Origin of the sequence: Mesorhizobium sp. M8A.F.Ca.ET.165.01.1.1, from assembly GCF_004792065.1 — a bacterium.
Lineage (GTDB): Bacteria > Pseudomonadota > Alphaproteobacteria > Rhizobiales > Rhizobiaceae > Mesorhizobium.
In genome coordinates this window covers 883,898-900,400 of the sequence record NZ_SRTH01000001.1, presented here as the reverse complement: position 1 = coordinate 900,400, position 16,503 = coordinate 883,898, and the positions used below count along the sequence as shown (strand labels likewise).

General features: G+C 63.8%; 14 protein-coding genes. 4 read left to right on the top strand and 10 right to left on the bottom strand.

What is annotated here, in order from left to right:
* Window positions 1–27: 27 nt before the first annotated feature.
* Window positions 28–1,509: a family 16 glycosylhydrolase gene (locus tag EN808_RS04300; RefSeq protein ID WP_127279449.1), complete on the bottom strand. Its 1,482-nt coding sequence runs from the start codon at window positions 1,507–1,509 to the stop codon at window positions 28–30.
* Window positions 1,510–1,901: 392 nt separating this feature from the next.
* Window positions 1,902–2,192 carry a hypothetical protein gene (locus EN808_RS04295; protein ID WP_127279450.1) on the bottom strand — a complete coding sequence of 97 codons (291 nt, stop codon included), beginning with the start codon at window positions 2,190–2,192 and terminating at the stop codon, window positions 1,902–1,904.
* Between the two features lie 371 nt (window positions 2,193–2,563).
* Here EN808_RS04295 and EN808_RS04290 point away from each other — a divergent pair, with 371 nt between their 5' ends.
* A complete protein-coding gene (locus EN808_RS04290; protein WP_135915221.1) occupies window positions 2,564–6,877 on the top strand; it encodes an autotransporter outer membrane beta-barrel domain-containing protein in 4,314 nt (1,437 codons plus the stop codon).
* Window positions 6,878–6,943: 66 nt separating this feature from the next.
* Here the strand turns inward: EN808_RS04290 and EN808_RS04285 are convergent, their stop codons facing one another.
* Window positions 6,944–7,870 (bottom strand): DMT family transporter, encoded by a 927-nt coding sequence (locus EN808_RS04285; protein ID WP_135915220.1) that lies wholly within the window; start codon window positions 7,868–7,870, stop codon window positions 6,944–6,946.
* Window positions 7,871–8,047: 177 nt separating this feature from the next.
* Here EN808_RS04285 and EN808_RS04280 point away from each other — a divergent pair, with 177 nt between their 5' ends.
* Entirely contained in the window at window positions 8,048–8,452 is a 405-nt protein-coding gene (locus EN808_RS04280; protein WP_135915219.1) for a YciI family protein, read from the top strand.
* Window positions 8,449–9,720, top strand: coding sequence for an RNA polymerase sigma factor (locus EN808_RS04275; protein WP_127873485.1), 1,272 nt, complete (start codon window positions 8,449–8,451; stop codon window positions 9,718–9,720). The genes EN808_RS04280 and EN808_RS04275 overlap by 4 nt, the downstream gene beginning before the upstream one ends.
* Here the strand turns inward: EN808_RS04275 and EN808_RS04270 are convergent.
* The 4 genes from EN808_RS04270 to EN808_RS04255 all read right to left on the bottom strand — a co-directional run bounded on the left by EN808_RS04270 (window position 9,686) and on the right by EN808_RS04255 (window position 13,714).
* The gene (locus tag EN808_RS04270; protein ID WP_135915218.1) at window positions 9,686–11,248 is read right to left on the bottom strand and encodes a DHA2 family efflux MFS transporter permease subunit; all 1,563 of its coding nucleotides are present in this window, start codon (window positions 11,246–11,248) and stop codon (window positions 9,686–9,688) included. The genes EN808_RS04275 and EN808_RS04270 overlap by 35 nt on opposite strands.
* Before the next feature lie 7 nt (window positions 11,249–11,255).
* Window positions 11,256–12,359, bottom strand: a complete 1,104-nt coding sequence (locus EN808_RS04265) for an HlyD family secretion protein (protein WP_127873487.1) — start codon at window positions 12,357–12,359, stop codon at window positions 11,256–11,258.
* The gene (locus EN808_RS04260; protein ID WP_127873488.1) at window positions 12,356–12,910 is read right to left on the bottom strand and encodes a helix-turn-helix domain-containing protein; all 555 of its coding nucleotides are present in this window, start codon (window positions 12,908–12,910) and stop codon (window positions 12,356–12,358) included. Before EN808_RS04260 ends, EN808_RS04265 begins: the two co-directional genes overlap by 4 nt.
* A 198-nt stretch (window positions 12,911–13,108) precedes the next feature.
* On the bottom strand, window positions 13,109–13,714 hold the full coding sequence (locus EN808_RS04255) for an NADPH-dependent FMN reductase (protein ID WP_127873489.1): 606 nt from the start codon (window positions 13,712–13,714) through the stop codon (window positions 13,109–13,111).
* Window positions 13,715–13,804: 90 nt separating this feature from the next.
* Between EN808_RS04255 and EN808_RS04250 the strand changes: the two genes are divergently transcribed.
* The gene (locus EN808_RS04250; RefSeq protein WP_127281183.1) at window positions 13,805–14,173 is read left to right on the top strand and encodes a helix-turn-helix domain-containing protein; all 369 of its coding nucleotides are present in this window, start codon (window positions 13,805–13,807) and stop codon (window positions 14,171–14,173) included.
* Between the two features lie 501 nt (window positions 14,174–14,674).
* Here EN808_RS04250 and EN808_RS04240 read toward each other — a convergent pair.
* The 3 genes from EN808_RS04240 to EN808_RS04230 form a co-directional block, all read right to left on the bottom strand.
* Window positions 14,675–15,070 carry an acyl-CoA thioesterase gene (locus tag EN808_RS04240; RefSeq protein WP_013893544.1) on the bottom strand — a complete coding sequence of 132 codons (396 nt, stop codon included), beginning with the start codon at window positions 15,068–15,070 and terminating at the stop codon, window positions 14,675–14,677.
* A complete protein-coding gene (locus tag EN808_RS04235; RefSeq protein ID WP_135915216.1) occupies window positions 15,031–15,249 on the bottom strand; it encodes a hypothetical protein in 219 nt (72 codons plus the stop codon). The genes EN808_RS04240 and EN808_RS04235 overlap by 40 nt, the downstream gene beginning before the upstream one ends.
* A gap of 195 nt (window positions 15,250–15,444) precedes the next feature.
* The gene (locus EN808_RS04230; RefSeq protein ID WP_135915215.1) at window positions 15,445–16,386 is read right to left on the bottom strand and encodes a phosphoribosylaminoimidazolesuccinocarboxamide synthase; all 942 of its coding nucleotides are present in this window, start codon (window positions 16,384–16,386) and stop codon (window positions 15,445–15,447) included.
* Between the last annotated feature and the right edge of the window lie 117 nt (window positions 16,387–16,503).

Here is a 16,503-nt window from a genome sequence, read left to right as displayed (position 1 = left end):
TTTCCCGCCGCTGCATGACCCGGGACCTTACACGTGGCCCCCGAATTCGGAACCGCCGTGCAGCGTGCTGCTGGCGATGCTGTGCGTGGCGGTGCTGCTGGTGAGGTGCAGGGCGCTCGCCGGCGCATTGTCCAGCGTATAGGCGCGGATGTAGTCGATCTTCATCTCTGCAGGCGTCGCCAGATGATCGGGAGGCGCGCCGGCAAAGCCGCCGACCGCGAGATCGGCCAGCATGTACATGGGCTTGTTCATGTCGGACGGCGTCGCCGCTTCCGCAACCTGCACACCGTCATAGGTCCAGACGAGCTTGTCCGGTGTCCAGAGCAGGCCATAGGTGTGGAAGCCGGCGGTATCCATGGTATTCACCGTCGACGAGACCTTGGTGTGCGTTCCCGTTTCATTCGAGTGCGCCGTCATGATCAACGAGTTCGGGTCCTGCCCGCGCGTTTCCACGACATCCAGCTCCGGCGGCCACGAACCGTCTTCCGGCAGCAGCCAGAAGGCTGGCCAGGCGCCGGCGTTCTCGGGCAGGTCGGCCCGCATTTCGAAATAGCCGTAGGTTTGGGAGAAGGTGTCATGCGTGGTGATGATGCCTGACGTGTATTCGTAGTTGTTGATCAGCGGCTTGATGTCGGCCGGCGCCTGCGCGGCGGTGATGGTCAGCACGCCGTTGTTCACGCTGAACGGGTGGACGGAGCTCGTCGGCGCGTAATTGGCGTCGATGTACCATTGCAACTCGCCATTGTTGGTCAACGTGCTGCCGTTGGGCGCTCCCCACGAGAAATTGGTATCCCATGTGCCGCCCTGGTCGTTGTGAAGATTGAGCGAGTTGAACTCGTCGCTGAACGACAGCTTCATTGCCGACATGTCGATCGGCAGTTCGAACTGGCCGGGCTGCATCTTGTCGATGGTCGTGTCCTTGAACTCGAGAATCTCACCGGATCCCAAATTCAACAGCACGTTCGATCCCGCCTGGATCATGTTGGAATGGATGGCGTCGAACGACGTGAACCCATAGCCATTGAGGCGGACCGTGTCGGTGGCGGCAAAATTCGCGATCAGGTCGCTTCCATTGCCCTTCGAGACGATGAACGTGTCGTAACCGCCGCCGCCGTCGATCAGCACATCGTTTCCCGCGCCGCCGTCCAGGGTCTGGTGTCCGACCGTGGCGGTGATGATGTTGTCCAACCCATTTCCGAAGGCATAGTTGTTGGCGTGTGTGACGATGAGGTTCTCGACATTGTCGGGGAGCTTGTAGCTCATCCATGTGCTGATCGTGTCGATGCCTGCGCCAGCCGCCTCCGCCACCTTGTTGCCGGCCCCATAGAGGTAATAGATGTCGTCACCCGTGCCACCATGCATGGTGACGTTGACATTGCCTGCGCCATAGAAGGAGTCATTTCCGGTGCTGCCGTACAAGTCCGGCCCGGATCCCGCCGCCGAGTACCAATGGTTGGAAGCGCCGCTATAGGGAAGAGGAACGCCCACGGCGTTGACGAAGAAGCTCATCGGATAAACCCTTCTCGTGATGCCTGGCCAGTTCGCATCGTTCGATTCCCGCAGGCCGCATCCGGACCAACGTTGCCTTGCACGATATCGTTCCAGGAATTTGCCACATAGTCTGTCATAGCATCGACCATTCGGTGACATTTTCTGAGCGGACAGCACAACAGACCAACATAAAGTCTATGGACCGTAATCACGCGGGCGAAATATTTAATAAAAATTTCATGATGTGCAGAAGTCTACTTGCGGCCCGCCTGATTCAGGTCCGCGGATGAAGCTCTGCTTTTTGGCGAGCCCATACAATTGCCGCTCCGGGAACGAGGTCGAGCAAGGCTGGCGCTTCCACGTCGCCGATCTCGGCGACCGCCGCATCGATGGCGAACCACGCTTTTTGATTACCCGACTATCTCGGCATACTCGTCGATGACGAGAAACGCCTTGTGGACCCTCTCGGGATCCAGGCGCTCATCGACGACCAGATAATGGAAATCCCTGAAGATACCGATGATGCTTTGCGCGCCGCGAATCTGGCGGCGTGCCTCGAAGGCCGCGCCGCCCGTGCTGGCATATCCCGCCGACCAGTCGACCTGGCCCTCGCCGACGATGAGGCCGACGGCGACGTGGCCACGCGTCGGGGACTGATCGTCCCATCCGCTCCAAGCTATCAACGCTTCATGCGCCTTCATGTCATCGCCTCGCGGCATAAGCATAGGACGCTGGCTTGATGGCTTCAAACGCAAATGAGGGATTTGCAAATTTCAGGCTGAGCACTGCCGGGAGCGGTCCACCGCCGGTCCTGGAAACCATGCCGCGCCCGTTGCGCCCGGCAGTTTCGCCGCCATCCAGCCACACAAGGAATTACTTATATATACTGATTATATGCAGAAAATCTAATGTTGCGTTGAAGTAACGGCAGAAAAAAATCAGTAACGAACGCATCAACTGCGAGACAGGAATCAAACCCGGAGTTAACCTATTGCCGGTTTGGTTCGGCGCGAGCCACCCGAACCGCGACATTCGGCATGGCAGGCAGCAGAGTTTCGAGCGGGGCAGACTGATGAAGGCGAACGGCGGCGCGCTTCGGCGCATTTGGGACGGCACGCTCCTTGCGGGTGTGAACGGCGCGGCGGTCGCCTGCCTGTTTCCAGGGATGGCATCGGCGGCGCAATACGACGTCGCCAGCCTGGGCGAACTCAACAATGCCCTGGCCACGATCACTTCGACGGGTGACCCAACGCCCGTTATCGTCCTGAGGTCCGACATCACGACCAGCATCAACGTCCTGACTTCGACCAGCCCGCTGACGATCGACACGAATGGATACACGCTGACGGCTCCTCAATTCAGCGGTGGACAAGCGGTGATCGTGACCGGAACCGGCAATGTTGTCGGACTGAGTAACGTGGCCGGGCTTGTGGTTAATAATGGGGCTAACGTCACCAATGAGGTATCGGTTGAAGGCGCCTCGTTCAGCACTCCGGGCACCACCGGACAAATTGGCGCGAGCGTCATGAACAATTCGACGCTTGCCAACAGCGGCAGCATCGTAGGCGGCAACGGCACCACGGCTGGCGGTCCAGGTGTGCAAGTGAGCTCCGGTGGCCAGTTGACGAACAACGCGGGCGGCACCATTCAGGGAGGTAGCGGTAGCCAAGGATTGGGGGGCATCGGCGTTGCCATTGGGAGTCCTGCCGGCGCGCAGACAAAGCTCACCAATAACGGTACCATCCTGGGTGGCGAGGGTACGACCGGCGGTGGCATCGGTGTCGTGGTGCGCACCAACAATGTCGGAACGATTACCAATACTGGCAAGGTCCAAGGCGGCACCGGAGCGGCTGCAATCATGACCAACAGCGTCGGGGGATCGCTCAGCATCGTCAACAGCGGCAGCATCAGTGGCGGCGCGGGCGCCAATGCCATTTCTCTTATCGCAGGCTCGACAGGGAGCCTTAAGCTTGAACTTCAGGCCGGTTCGGCAATTATCGGGAATGTCGTGGGCGGAAATGGAGCGAATGACGTTTTCACCGTCGGGGGCGACACCGCCGCGGTCCTCGACGGCATGATCGGCGCAGCCGGCCAGTACCGAAACTTCGACATACTCGAAAAGACCGGAGCCAGCACCTGGGCGCTGACCGCGGACAACACCGCCACGCAAGCCTGGACGATCTCGCAGGGAACGCTTCAGATCGGCAATGGCGGTACGACCGGCAGCATTCTTGGCAATGTCACCAACAACGGCACGCTGGCCTTCGACCGCTCCGACACCTACACCTATGCCGGCGTCATCTCCGGCAGCGGCGCGGTGAGCCAGATCGGCACCGGCACGACGGTGCTCACCGGTGCCAACACCTATAGCGGTGGAACCACGATCTCCGCCGGCACGCTCTCGGTCTCCGCCGACAACAATCTCGGCGATGCTTCCGGCGGCCTGACCTTCAATGGCGGCGTGCTGCAGGTGACCGGAACCGCCTTCACCGGCACCGACCGCACCATCACCTTGGGGTTGCTGGGCGGCAGCTTCGACATCGCCGACGCCGGTAACGCTTTCACCGCCAGCCAGGCGATCACCGGCAGCGGCGCGCTGACCAAGCTTGGCGCCGGCACGCTGATCCTGACCGGCGACAGCAACTACGGCGGCGGCACGACGATCTCGGCCGGCACGCTGCAGCTCGGCAATGGCGGCACATCAGGTTCAATCACCGGCAACGTCGCCAACAATGGAACCTTGGCCTTCGACCGCTCGGACACCTATACCTTTGCCGGCACGATTTCAGGCAACGGCGCAGCGATCCAGCAGGGCGCCGGCACAACGATCCTGACGGCCGACAGCAACTACACCGGCGGCACGACGATCTCCGCCGGCACGCTGCAGCTCGGCAATGGCGGCCTGTCGGGTTCGATAACTGGCAACGTCACCAACAACGGCACCCTCGTCTTCGACCGCTCCAACGGCCTGGTTCTTGCCGGCGTCATCTCGGGCAGCGGCGGCGTGATCCAACAGGGTTCGAGCACCACCGCCCTGACCGGCGACAACACGTACAACGGCGGCACGACGATCTCGGCCGGCACGTTGCAACTCGGCAATCGCGGCACATCCGGTTCGATAACAGGCGACGTCACCAACAACGGCACGCTCGCCTTCTACCGCACGGATAGCTATACCTTTGCCGGCACCATTTCCGGCAGCGGAGCGGTGAACCAGTTGGGGTCCGGCACCACGATCCTGACCGCCGACAACACCTATGCCGGCGTCACGACGATCTCGGCCGGCACGCTGCAGCTCGGCAATGGCGGCACGTCAGGCTCGATAGCAGGTAATGTCATCGACAACGGGACGCTTGCCTTCGATCGTTCCGATGCAGTGACCTTTGCCGGCGTCATCTCCGGCAGCGGCGCGGTGAGCCAGATCGGCACCGGCACCACGATCCTGACCGCCGACAACACCTATGCCGGCGTGACGACGATCGCGGCCGGCACGCTGCAGCTTGGCAATGGCGGCACGTCAGGCTCGATAGCAGGCAGCGTGACCAACAACGGCACCCTCATCGTCGACCGCTCCAACGGCGTGACCCTCGCTGGCGCGATATCCGGCAGCGGCTCAGTTGTGCAGCAGGGCGCCGGCAGCACGACGCTCGCCGGTACGAACAGCTACAGCGGCGGCTCGACGATCTCCGCCGGCACGCTGATCGGCCAGGCAACGAGCTTCGGCACCGGCAACATCCTGAACGACGCCGCGCTCGTCTTCGACCAGCCGGCCAACGCCACCTTTGCCTCCATCATCGAAGGCAGCGGCACGCTTGCCAAGCGGGGCGCCGGCAATCTCGATCTCACCGGCATCAACACGCTGAGCGGCGCGACCTCGATCGAGGCCGGCAAGCTCTCGGTCAATGGCTCCCTTACCAACTCGGCCGTCACCATTCTCGGTGGCGGAGCGCTTGGCGGCAACGGCACCGTGGGATCGACGACACTCCAGGCCGGCGGCGTCATCGCGCCCGGCAACTCCATCGGCCTGCTGACCATCCAGGGCAATTTCGTCGGCGCGGGCGGCACGGTCGAGATCGAGGCTATTCTCGATGGCGACGCCTCTTCCACCGACAAGCTCGTCATCACCGGCAACACCTCGGGCACCGCCAACGTCAAGGTGATTGGCCTCGGCGGTGGTGGCGCGCAGACCGTCGACGGCATCAAGATCATCGATGTCGGCGGCACGTCGGCCGGTACCTTCAACCTTTTGGGCGATTACGTCTTCCAGGGCGACCAGGCCGTGGTGGCCGGCGCCTATGCCTACCGCATGTATCAGAACGGCATTTCCACGCCGGCCGACGGCGACTGGTACCTGCGCTCCGCGCTGATCAATCCCGTCGATCCTGGCGGCCCGACGTCGCCGCTCTATGCTCCCAGCGTGCCGGTCTACGAGGCCTATGCCGGCGTGCTGCAGAGTTTCAACCAGCTCGGAACGCTGCAGCAGCGCGCCGGCAACCGCTCATGGACCGGAGCGGCGCAACCCGATGCGGACGAGCGCGTCGAGGGTGGCAGTCCGATCTGGGGCCGCATCGAAGCCGCCCACAAAAAGTTCGACCCCGGCACGTCCACGACCGGCACCGACTACGACGCGGATCTGTGGAGAGTGCAGGCGGGCCTCGACGGCCAGCTCGCGCAAATGGCCTCCGGCGTCCTGATCGGTGGCGTGACCGTTCATTACGGTACGGTGAAGTCGGATATCTCCTCGGCTTTCGGCCTCGGCTCGATCGACACGACAGGCTACGGCTTCGGCGGCACGCTGACTTGGTACGGCAACAGCGGCTTCTATGTCGACGCGCAGGCCGAACTGACCTGGTTCGACAGCGACCTGTCCTCCGCCACGCTCGGCAACAGGCTGGTCAAGGGCAATAACGGCTTCGGCTATGGCCTCGGTATCGAAGCCGGGCAGAAGATCGGTCTCCAGGGCAACTGGTCGCTGACGCCGCAGGCGCAGCTCAGCTATTCCTCGGTCGATTTCGACAGCTTTACCGACCCCTACGGCGCCGTCGTCGCCAATGGCGGCAGCGACAGCCTGATCGGCAGGCTCGGCCTGTCGGCGGACTATGAAAGCCGGTGGAAGGACAAGACGGGCCGAACGAGCCGCTCGCATGTCTACGGCATCGGCAATCTTTATTACGACTTCCTCGACGGCTCCGATGTCGATGTCTCGGGCACCGTATTCAGCAGCAAGTCGCGGCAGCTGTCGGGCGGGCTCGGTGTCGGCGGCTCGCTGAGCTGGGCCGATGACCGTTATTCCGTCAATGGCGAGGTCTTGGCACGCACCAGCCTGGAAGACTTCGGCGACAGCCGCTCCATCGGCGGCACGGTCGGCTTCAAGGTCAAGTGGTAAGTCGAGCCAGGCGCGCTTTCCGGGAACGGGGAGCACGCCTGGTGAAAACCAGCGGCAAACCTACCCTCAGACCGCGGCTTCGATCGGCTCGGCAAGCCTTGGATTGGAACGCGCCGCGATCAGGCAACTGGCGACGATAAGGCCCGCTCCCGCCAGCGTGGTCCAGGTCACCGCCTCGTCGAAGAAGAACCAGCCAAGCGCGATCGCCCAGATGAAGGCCGAGTACTCAGTCGGGATCAGATATTGCGCTTCGGCGCGCGCGTAGGCCCAGCTCATCAGGAACTGGCCGGCGAGCGACAGCGCCGTCACCCCGGCGAGCGGAAGCCAGAGCTCGCGCGGCAAGGCGATGGCGAGCCAGGGCGCCGCGAGACCGAGCATGACCGCCACGCACAGGTTCTGGAACAGCATGATCTCGATCGGCTTGGCCACCAGTGCCTGCTGCCGCGCAAGGATCAGATTGTAGGCATAGAATACCGTCGATACCAGCACCGCCGCCGTGCCGAGCAAGGCATCCCTTGCATGGTTCGCCTGCCCGAACTGGCCGCCCACGATGATTGCGACGCCCGCTATGCCGGCCATTGAGGCCCAGATCGCCTGACGCTGTATGCGTTCACCGAGCAGCAGCGCGGCGAGCAGCAGGGCAAACAGCGGCGCGACGAAACTGAGCCCGATCGCCTCCGCCAGCGGCAACCGGGCGAGCCCCCAGAAGAAGGACAGCAAGACAAAGCCGACGACCGCGGCACGCAGCGCATGCAGCCTGAGCACGGAAGGCGCGGGCAGCCTGCGTGGCCCCATCGACCAGCCTGTGCCCGCAACCACTGTCGCCAGCAAGTTGCGCCACAGCACCGTGTTGTAGACGCCGACCGCGATGACCAGGACCTTCATGGCCGCGTCCATCCCCGACAGCAGGAAGATGCCAAGCGCGCAGACAAGCACCGGGATCATGGGAGAAACGGCGCCTGCCAGGCTGGATGACTTCACGAGGCCCCTCATGTGATGGATCGCAGCCGGATATATCAGGGCGGACCGGCGGGGCCAGATGGCAGCCTCGCCGATATGGCGGTCCAACACGCGTTCGAGATCCGGGACTCGAAGTTTCTCCCGCGCGTGTCGATTTCACCATGGCCCGTTCGTCATATGATTGAACCAACCCAACTAAGGAGAAAGACCATGCGGTTCATGATGCTGATGATCCCCGGCGGCTACGCGGAGGCGGCGCCCGATGTCATGCCTGGCGCCGAGGCGGTGGAAGGGATGATGAAGTACAATCACGAGCTGAAGAAAGCCGGCGTGCTTCTGACGCTCGACGGCCTGCATCCGCCGTCCGCCGGGGCGCGGGTCAGCTACAAGGGTGGCAAGCCTCTGGTCGTCGACGGCCCCTTCGCCGAGGTGAAGGAAGTGCTGGGCGGCTATTGGGTGATCGACGTGCGCTCACGCGACGAGGCCATCGAATGGGCCCGCCGCTGCCCCGCCGGAGAGGATGACGTGATCGAAATCCGTCAGGTCTTTGAAATGAGCGAATTTCCCGAGGACGTCCAGAAGGTGGCGGATCGTCTCGGCAGGATCAAGGATTGATCGCCAACAGAACCATCGAGGCCGTCTGGCGGATCGAGCAGCCGAAGCTCACCGCCAGATTGGCACGCACCCTCAGGGATGTCGGGCTGGCCGAGGAAATCGCGCAGGACGCCTTCGTGCTGGCGCTGGAGCGCTGGCCTCGCGACGGCATCCCGCGCAATCCGGCCGCCTGGTTGACGCAGGTCGCCAGGAACCGGGCGCTCGACCGGCTGCGCCGCACCACCATGATCGACGGCAAGCATCGCACGCTCGCCATCGACCTCGCCGAGCTGGAGCGCGAGATGCCCGACATCGAGACGGCGCTCGACGAGGATATCGACGACGACCTCTTGCGGCTGATCTTCACCGCTTGCCATCCCGTCCTGCCCGCCGAGCAGCGCGCCGCACTGGCGCTGCGACTCCTGGGCGGCCTGTCGACGCCGGAGATCGCCCGCGCCTTCCTGGTGCCCGAAGCCACCGCCGCCCAGCGCATCGTGCGCGCCAAGCGAACCCTTCGCGATGCCGCCATCCCGTTCGAGACGCCGCGCGCGGAAGAGCGCCGCGAGCGCCTCGCCGCAGTGCTGGAGGTGGTCTATCTCATCTTCAACGAGGGCTATGTGGCGACCGCCGGACCGGACTGGCTGCGCGCCGATCTCTGCGCCGAGGCGCTGCGCCTCGGCCGCTCGCTGGCGGCGCTGATGCCCGACGAGCCCGAGGTGCGGGGGCTGGTGTCGCTGATGGAGCTCAACGCCTCCCGCTTCGCGGCCCGCACCGGCAAAGCGGGCGATCCGATCCTGCTGCTCGACCAGGACCGCGGCCGCTGGGACTGGTCGCTCATCCGGAGCGGCCTCGACGGCCTGAATCGCGCCATGGTCCTGACCTCGGCGCCCGGCCCCTATCTGCTGCAGGCGATGATCGCGGCCTGCCACGCCCGCGCGGTCACCGCCGCCGACACCGACTGGATCGCGATATCGGCCTATTACCAGGCGCTTGCCTTGGCGGCCCCCTCGCCCATCGTCGAGATCAACCGGGCCGTGGCCGTCGGCATGGCGTTCGGTCCGGCGCAAGGCCTCGCCATCGTCGAGGCGCTGAAGGACGAGCCGCGCCTGAAGGACTCGCATCTCCTGCCCACGGTGCGCGGCGATTTCCTGGAGAAGCTCGGCCATCGGGCGGAAGCCAGCGCCGCGTTCCGCCACGCCGCCCAATTGACCGGCAATGACAGAGAGCGCGCGCTGTTGCTGGCCCGTGCCACCCTCAATGAGCGTCCGGCGGCGGCGCCTTCGGCGTGACATTGCGCAGGAACGGAACCAGCGCCGTCGCGATGACGAAGGCGGCCATGATCGCCAGGAAGGCGTCGGCGTAGGCCATGGTGGATGCCTCGCGATAGGCGAGCGCCCATAGCTGCTTCAGCGAAGCGGTGTGACCGTCGGCGACGGCACCGGGCAACTGCCCGTAACGCAGCGCGACGTTGTCGACCAGACGCATCGCGGCTTCGTTCTGCGGCGTCAGATGCGAAGCGATCGTCAGGAAATGGAAATTGGTGCGGTCGTTGAGGATCGCGCCGCAAATGGCGATGCCGACCGCGCCGCCGAGATTGCGCATCGTGTTGAACAGGCCGCTGGCATATTTCAGCCGTTCGGGCGGCAGGCTGCCAAGGCCGAGATTGACGCTCGGCGCGACGGCGAACACCTGCGGGAAACCGCGAAACAGTTGCGGAATGAGCAGCTCGGCCGCACCCCACTGGCTGGTGATGGCGCTGAAACTCCACATCGAGGCGCCGAAGGAGGCCAGCCCGAACATCATCAGCCAGCGCGTGTCGAAGCGCTTGGCGAGGAAGATGTAGACGGGAACGCCGACCATCGAGGCGACGCCGGTGGAGAACACAGCGAGCCCGGTCTGCAAGGCGTCGTAGCCCCTGACATAGCCGAGGAACAGCGGCGTCAGATAGATCGTGGCGAAGATGCCGATACCGGTGACGAAGGAGAGAAAACAGCCGATGGCGAAATTGCGGTTGCCGAAGGCACGGAAATCGACCACCGGCTGCGCAAAGGTCAGGCTGCGGATGACGAACAGAACCATGGTGATCCCGGCGACGATGGCGCCATTGCGGATCGTGGCATCGTCGAACCAGTTCCAGCGCGAGCCTTCCTCAAGGACGTATTCCGCCGTGCCCAGGCTGACCGCCATCAGCACCATCCCGATATAGTCGGCCCCCCTGAGCAGCGACGGATCGGCCTTGTCGATCTTGACCAGCAGCGCAACGAGGATGGTGATGATGGTGCCCGGAATGACGTTGACATAGAACAGCCAGTGCCAGTTCAGCGTGTCGGTGATCCAGCCGCCGATGACAGGCCCGAGCGTCGGCGCAATCGAGGCGATGCTGCCGACCACCGCTGCGGCATAGACCCGCCTTGGCCCCTGGAAATAATGGAACGACGAGGTGAACACCGTCGGGATCATCGACGCGCCGAGCAGCCCCTGCAGCGCGCGGAACACGATCATGCTTTCGATGCTCCAGGCGAAGCCGCACAGCATGCTGGCGAGCGTGAAACCGGCCGCCGAAATGGTGAACAGCCAGCGTGTCGAGAACACCCGCGTGAGCCAGCCCGACAGCGGGATGACGATAATTTCCGCCACCAGATAGGATGTCTGCACCCAACCGATCTGGTCCTGCGCGGTCGACAGGCCGCCGCCGATGTCCTGCAGCGACGACGCCACGATCTGGATGTCGAGAAGCGCGATGAACATCCCGACGCACATCACCATGAATGGCAGAATGCTGGCGATGAAGGATTGCGGGACGGCGCGCTCAGACATGGCGTCCTCAGTGCGCGCCAGTATCGACCATGACCGTGGTCGACAAGCCTGGCCGCAACGCGACCTTTTGCGCCTGGTCCTGGTCGATGGCGATGCGAACGGGCACGCGCTGGACGATCTTGGTGAAATTGCCGGTCGCGTTCTGTGGCGGGATCACGCTGAAGATCGCTCCCGTCGCCGGCCCAAGGCTGGTGACATGACCCTTGAGCGGCGCGTCCGGCGCGATGTCGGTATAGACCGTCGCCGCCTGCCCGTCGGTCATGTCGCGCAACTGGTCTTCCTTGAAATTGGCATCGACCCACAGGCCTGAAGCCGGAACGATGGTCAGGAGATAACTGCCCGGCGACACATAGGTGCCGACCTGCGCCAGCCTGTTGCCGACGATACCGTCGATGGGCGAGCGGACCTCGGTAAAGCCGAGATCGAGCTGCGCTGTATCGACATCGGCCCTGGCGGCCGCGAGCGCGGCGGTCGCTTCCGAGATCTGGGTGTTGAGCACATCGAGCCGTTGCGTGGCGGCCGCGAGCCCGGCGCGGGAGGCGGTCACCGACGCCCTGGCCTGGCCATCGGCGGCAAGGCTTCTCTGCGCGTCCTGCTGCGTGCCGGCTTTGGTGCTGGCCAGCGCCTCATAGCGTTTGGCGTCCTGGGCGGTGAAGACGGCCGCCACGTTCTTGGCCTCGAGATCGGCTTGCGCCTGCTCGATCAGCGAATTCTGCAGCGAGACCTGGGCGCGAAGATTATCGAGGGCCGATTGCTGCTGCTGGACGGCGGCCCGCGCACGGTCCAACGCCGCCATGAACGGCCGGTCGTCGATGCGGATGACGAGCTGGCCCGCCGTGACATGCTGGTTGTCCTCGACGAGGATCTCGTCGATGTGCCCGGCAACGCGTGGCGCCAGCGGCGTGACGTTGCCGCCGACATAGGCATCGTCGGTCGAGACGAGGAAACGGCCTGCCTGCCACCATTGGAGGCCATACCATCCGGCGACGCTGACAGCGACCAGGGCGCCCAATACCAGCAACGGCTTGCGGCGCTTCCTTGCCGGCGCGGGAATTTCAACGGTCGAGGGCTGCACTGGCTGCAACTCGGCAGCGGAGAGAACCTTGTTCATTTGCTCCGCGCCTCTTCACGGCTTTGATCAACCAGCGCGTTGTCGACAAGCGGCAGGCCGGAGCCGTTGCTGGTGAAGCGATATCGCTGGCGCATGCGGTCGGTGGCCATCGGCCCCGTGGCCATGGTGAAATCATCGCTGTCGAGCTGCCTGCCGCTCTGGCGATCCACCAGAACCGGCTCGGCCCAGCGACCATCAGTCTTGTCCACGACCACCAGGCTCGGGCCCTCGGGCGCCAGATGCTTGTTTCCCCAGGCGAGCAAGGAAAGCAGGACCGGGCGGAAATCGCGCGCCTTGGCGGTCAGCACATATTCGTGACGAAGCGGCCGTTCGCAATAGACGCGCTTTTCGAACAGCCCGCGCTCGACCAGGCTGTTCAGCCGCCGCGTCAGGATGTTGGGCGCGATCGCCAGGCTCTTTTGAAACTGGTCGAAGCGCGTCAGCCCCTGGAATGCGTCCCGCAGAAGCAGGATGCTCCACCACTCGCCGACATCGTCGAGGCTGCGCGCGATCGGGCACGGGCGTGTTTCGAAGCTTGTTTTCGCAACCATGATCGACAGTCTCTTTCAAGATGAAAGTGACTTGTAGCCAAGTTAGTTGCATTATGCAAGTCACTCGGTCGTGATCATGCGAGTGGGCGCGAGAGACGCAATTGACTGCGGGCGCAGCCGCAACTTCTTTGCAAGAACCCCAATGAAAAAGGGCGGCGCAAGCGCCGCCCTTCGGGAGGATGATGATCTGCTACGAGATCAGGCCGCCTGGGCTTCCCCAACGACGGCATCGGCGGCACGAGCGGCTTTCAGTACCTTGGCCCACCAGGCGACGTCGTTGACCAGCGCGGTGGCGGCCTGGTTCAGGTGCTCGAGATCTTCGAGCTTCTTCTCGCCCTGGCGCACGGCAAGGAAATCGCCCCAGGCGATATGGACGGCGGACTTGACCGGCGCCATCTGCAATTCGACGGCGTGCAGACGAAGCTGCTCGACGGCGCGCGAGCCGCCGACACTGCCATAGCCGACAAAGCCTGCCGGCTTCTTGTTCCACTCGTTGGCGGCGTAGTCGATGGCGTTCTTCAGCACGGCCGTCGGGCCGTGATTATATTCGGCGGCGGTGAAGATGAAGCCGTCGAATCCGGCGACCTTCTTCTGCCAGCGCTGTGCGACTTCGTTCTGCGACGGCGCCCAGGCCGAAGACGCTACCTCATCGAAGAAGGGCAGCGGAAAGTCGCGCAGATCGACAATTTCGACATCGATATCGGCATGTGCCTTGGCGATCTTGGCGATCCACTGCGTCGGCACGTCGGCGAAGCGGGCGGCGCGCGTCGAACCGATGACAATGGCGATTTTGGGCTTGGACATAAGGGGCTCTCCTTGCGGGAATTTTTGGTATCGTTTGGATACCGGCGCTATATGTGATACTGACAAACAGGCGCGCAAGGAGGCACGTTTTTGTTACTGAGGCACCCGCATAACACCGAGGACTGCCGGGCCGTGTCGGAGATCCTGCAGCGCGTCGGCGACAAATGGACCGTGCTCGTGGTCGGCAAACTGGGCGGCGGACCGCTGCGTTTCAACGAGCTGCGCGCGGCCGTCGGCGGCATCTCGCAGAAGATGCTGACGACCACCTTGCGCGGCCTGGAGCGCGACGGCTTCGTCACGCGCAAGGTGTTTCCGACCATTCCGCCGCGCGTCGATTACGAGCTGACCGAACTCGGCCATGAGTTGCTGGTACCGGTCGGCGCGCTTGGCGAATGGGCGCGCAAGAACACCCAGCGCGTTCAGTCGGCGCGCGCCAGATTCGACGAGATGCAAGCCTGAAACCCTTGCACGGCAAGGGCTCCGGAATTCGCACCGAGCGACGCTGCGTGTTTGCAGGGAAGTCATGGTTCCCTGAAATAGACGCCTTGGTCCGCTGAAAAAGACCTGGGAGTTTGTCTGTGGCGCTCGAGGCTCGGCCTCACGCATGCTCGCGCCCCGCGACGGTGACCGCATTCCAAAGGCAGCCAATCAGGCTCTTGTCGCCATGGCCTCGCAAGGCATCGGGCTGCAGGTCGCGCACGTCGCTCTCCGCTCCTTCACGCCAGTCGTGTCATGCAAACAGGCGGTGCGCCCGAGGTCCTGTTTGACTTCGGCATAAGCAGTTATGCCGAGCAGGCAGGCCAGGGCGGCGAGAGCCGCCGCAAGCCAGCCGTTCAATAGGTGTTGACGCATTGTCTTCCTCCGACGCCTGCAGAATTGGCCGTGAAGGCAACGGCAGGATGTCGCTGAACGCATCGCTCCCTCGAGCGATGTTACAAATGCCCGGAGTGGTGTATCGAATCAGCTCTCGGCCGGAACGGCCTTCGGCTTGCCCTCGCCGTCGAGCGCCACCATGACGAAATCGGCGTGGGTGACCTTTTCCATCAGGTCGGAGAGATAGCGCTGGGCCCAGGCCTCGACCTTGAGCGTCATCGAGGTGCGGCCGACGCGTTCGACATGGGTGTAGATGCACAGCGTGTCGCCGATCTTCATCGGCTTGGCGAAGGACATCTCCTTGACCGCGGCCGTCACCACGCGACCCCTGGCCCGCTCGGCGGCGCGGATGCCGCAGGCAAGGTCCATCTGCGCCATCACCCAGCCGCCGAAAATGTCGCCGGCGGCGTTGGCATCCGAAGGCATGGCCAGTGTGCGCAGCGTCAGATCGCCGATCGGCCGTCCATCAGCGTACTGCACCATGCGAGAAATCCTTCGAAATAATGATCATCGGTATCGCCACGGCAGGAATAGGTCAACGCAAGGCAGCCGCCGCTTCCTCGCACCCACAGGATCACAGGCTCGCCGGTGGTGCCCCATTTTCGGTGATAGTGGGTTTTGGAGAGGGCTTCCCCCACTCCGTCGCTGCTTCGCAGCGCCACCTCTCCCCCCTCCGGAGGGAGAGGAAGGGAGCCAGGCCGGGCAAGGCTCGCGCCTTTCCTCTCCCCCGTCGATCGGGGGGTCCGAAGGACGGGCGAGACCCGCGGCTCGCCCCGGCAAGGTATCGAGCGAAGCTCGACGGAGTGGGGGTCGACTGCGCGGCATAAGACCAGGCGGTAGCTGAGAGGTCGTACCTCTCAAAAATAACGCGCAAGGTTAGCTCGGATGCGGTCCAGCACCGTGTCACAGGAAAGGTCCGGCACGAATGCCTTGCCGGTGATCGCCTCGCAGGCCTGGGCATAGACGCGTGAGGCCTGTTCGACGATCTCGTCCGGAATCCTGGGGATCGGGTCCTTGTAGGGATCGCAGCGCGCCGCCACCCACGAGCGGATGAAATCCTTGTCGAAGCTCTCCGGCCGGGTGCCATCAGCCAGCGCCTGTTCGTAGCTCGCGGCGATCCAGTAGCGGCTGCTGTCGGGCGTGTGGATTTCGTCGGCGAGAATGATCGTCCCGTCCTTGTCGGTGCCGAATTCGTATTTCGTGTCGGCCAGGATCAGGCCGCGCTCGGCGGCGCGCGCCTGGCCGCGGGCGAACAGCTTCAAGGCGTAGCTCGAAACGGTCTCCCACTGCGCCGGCGTGAGCAGGCCCTGCCCCAGGATCTCGGCCCTGGACAGCGGCTCGTCATGGCCGCCATCGGCGGCCTTGCTCGTCGGCGTGATGACCGGTTCGGCCAGCTTCTCATTGTCGCGCAGGCCTTCCGGCAGGCGCATTCCGTACATCTCCCGTTCGCCGCGCTTGTACCGGGTCAGGATGGAGGTGCTGGTGGTCCCGGCCAGATAGCCGCGCACGACGATCTCGACCGGCAGGATGTCGAGCCTTGTGCCGACGACGACGTTGGGGTCGGGATATTCCAGCACATGGTTCGGACAGATGTCGGCGGTTTCCTCGAACCAGTAGCGCGCCGTCTGCGTCAGGATCTCTCCCTTGAACGGGATCGAGGTCAGGATGATGTCGAAGGCGCTGAGACGGTCGGTGGCGATGATGATGCGCCTGCCGTCGGTCAGGTCGTAATTTTCGCGGACCTTGCCCCGGTAATAGCCCGGCAGTTCGGGAATGAAAGCATCCGACAGGACACGCATGGGTTCTCCTGCCTTGTGCAGAGTGGCCGATGTCCCCGCATAGTCCGTCGACCCCATGCATATCAAGCGCGATTGTCGGTATTCCCCACAACCCGGCCGGATAGACCAGTCGCTTTT

Bases quoted from the DNA above. Each gene is read 5' to 3' on its own strand.
- EN808_RS04300 (WP_127279449.1), bottom strand. From the start codon at position 1,509: ATGAGCTTCTTCGTCAACGCCGTGGGCGTTCCTCTTCCCTATAGCGGC.
- EN808_RS04295 (WP_127279450.1), bottom strand. From the start codon at position 2,192: ATGAAGGCGCATGAAGCGTTGATAGCTTGGAGCGGATGGGACGATCAG.
- EN808_RS04290 (WP_135915221.1), top strand. From the start codon at position 2,564: ATGAAGGCGAACGGCGGCGCGCTTCGGCGCATTTGGGACGGCACGCTC.
- EN808_RS04285 (WP_135915220.1), bottom strand. From the start codon at position 7,870: ATGAGGGGCCTCGTGAAGTCATCCAGCCTGGCAGGCGCCGTTTCTCCC.
- EN808_RS04280 (WP_135915219.1), top strand. From the start codon at position 8,048: ATGCGGTTCATGATGCTGATGATCCCCGGCGGCTACGCGGAGGCGGCG.
- EN808_RS04270 (WP_135915218.1), bottom strand. From the start codon at position 11,248: ATGTCTGAGCGCGCCGTCCCGCAATCCTTCATCGCCAGCATTCTGCCA.
- EN808_RS04265 (WP_127873487.1), bottom strand. From the start codon at position 12,359: ATGAACAAGGTTCTCTCCGCTGCCGAGTTGCAGCCAGTGCAGCCCTCG.
- EN808_RS04260 (WP_127873488.1), bottom strand. From the start codon at position 12,910: ATGGTTGCGAAAACAAGCTTCGAAACACGCCCGTGCCCGATCGCGCGC.
- EN808_RS04255 (WP_127873489.1), bottom strand. From the start codon at position 13,714: ATGTCCAAGCCCAAAATCGCCATTGTCATCGGTTCGACGCGCGCCGCC.
- EN808_RS04240 (WP_013893544.1), bottom strand. From the start codon at position 15,070: ATGGTGCAGTACGCTGATGGACGGCCGATCGGCGATCTGACGCTGCGC.
- EN808_RS04230 (WP_135915215.1), bottom strand. From the start codon at position 16,386: ATGCGTGTCCTGTCGGATGCTTTCATTCCCGAACTGCCGGGCTATTAC.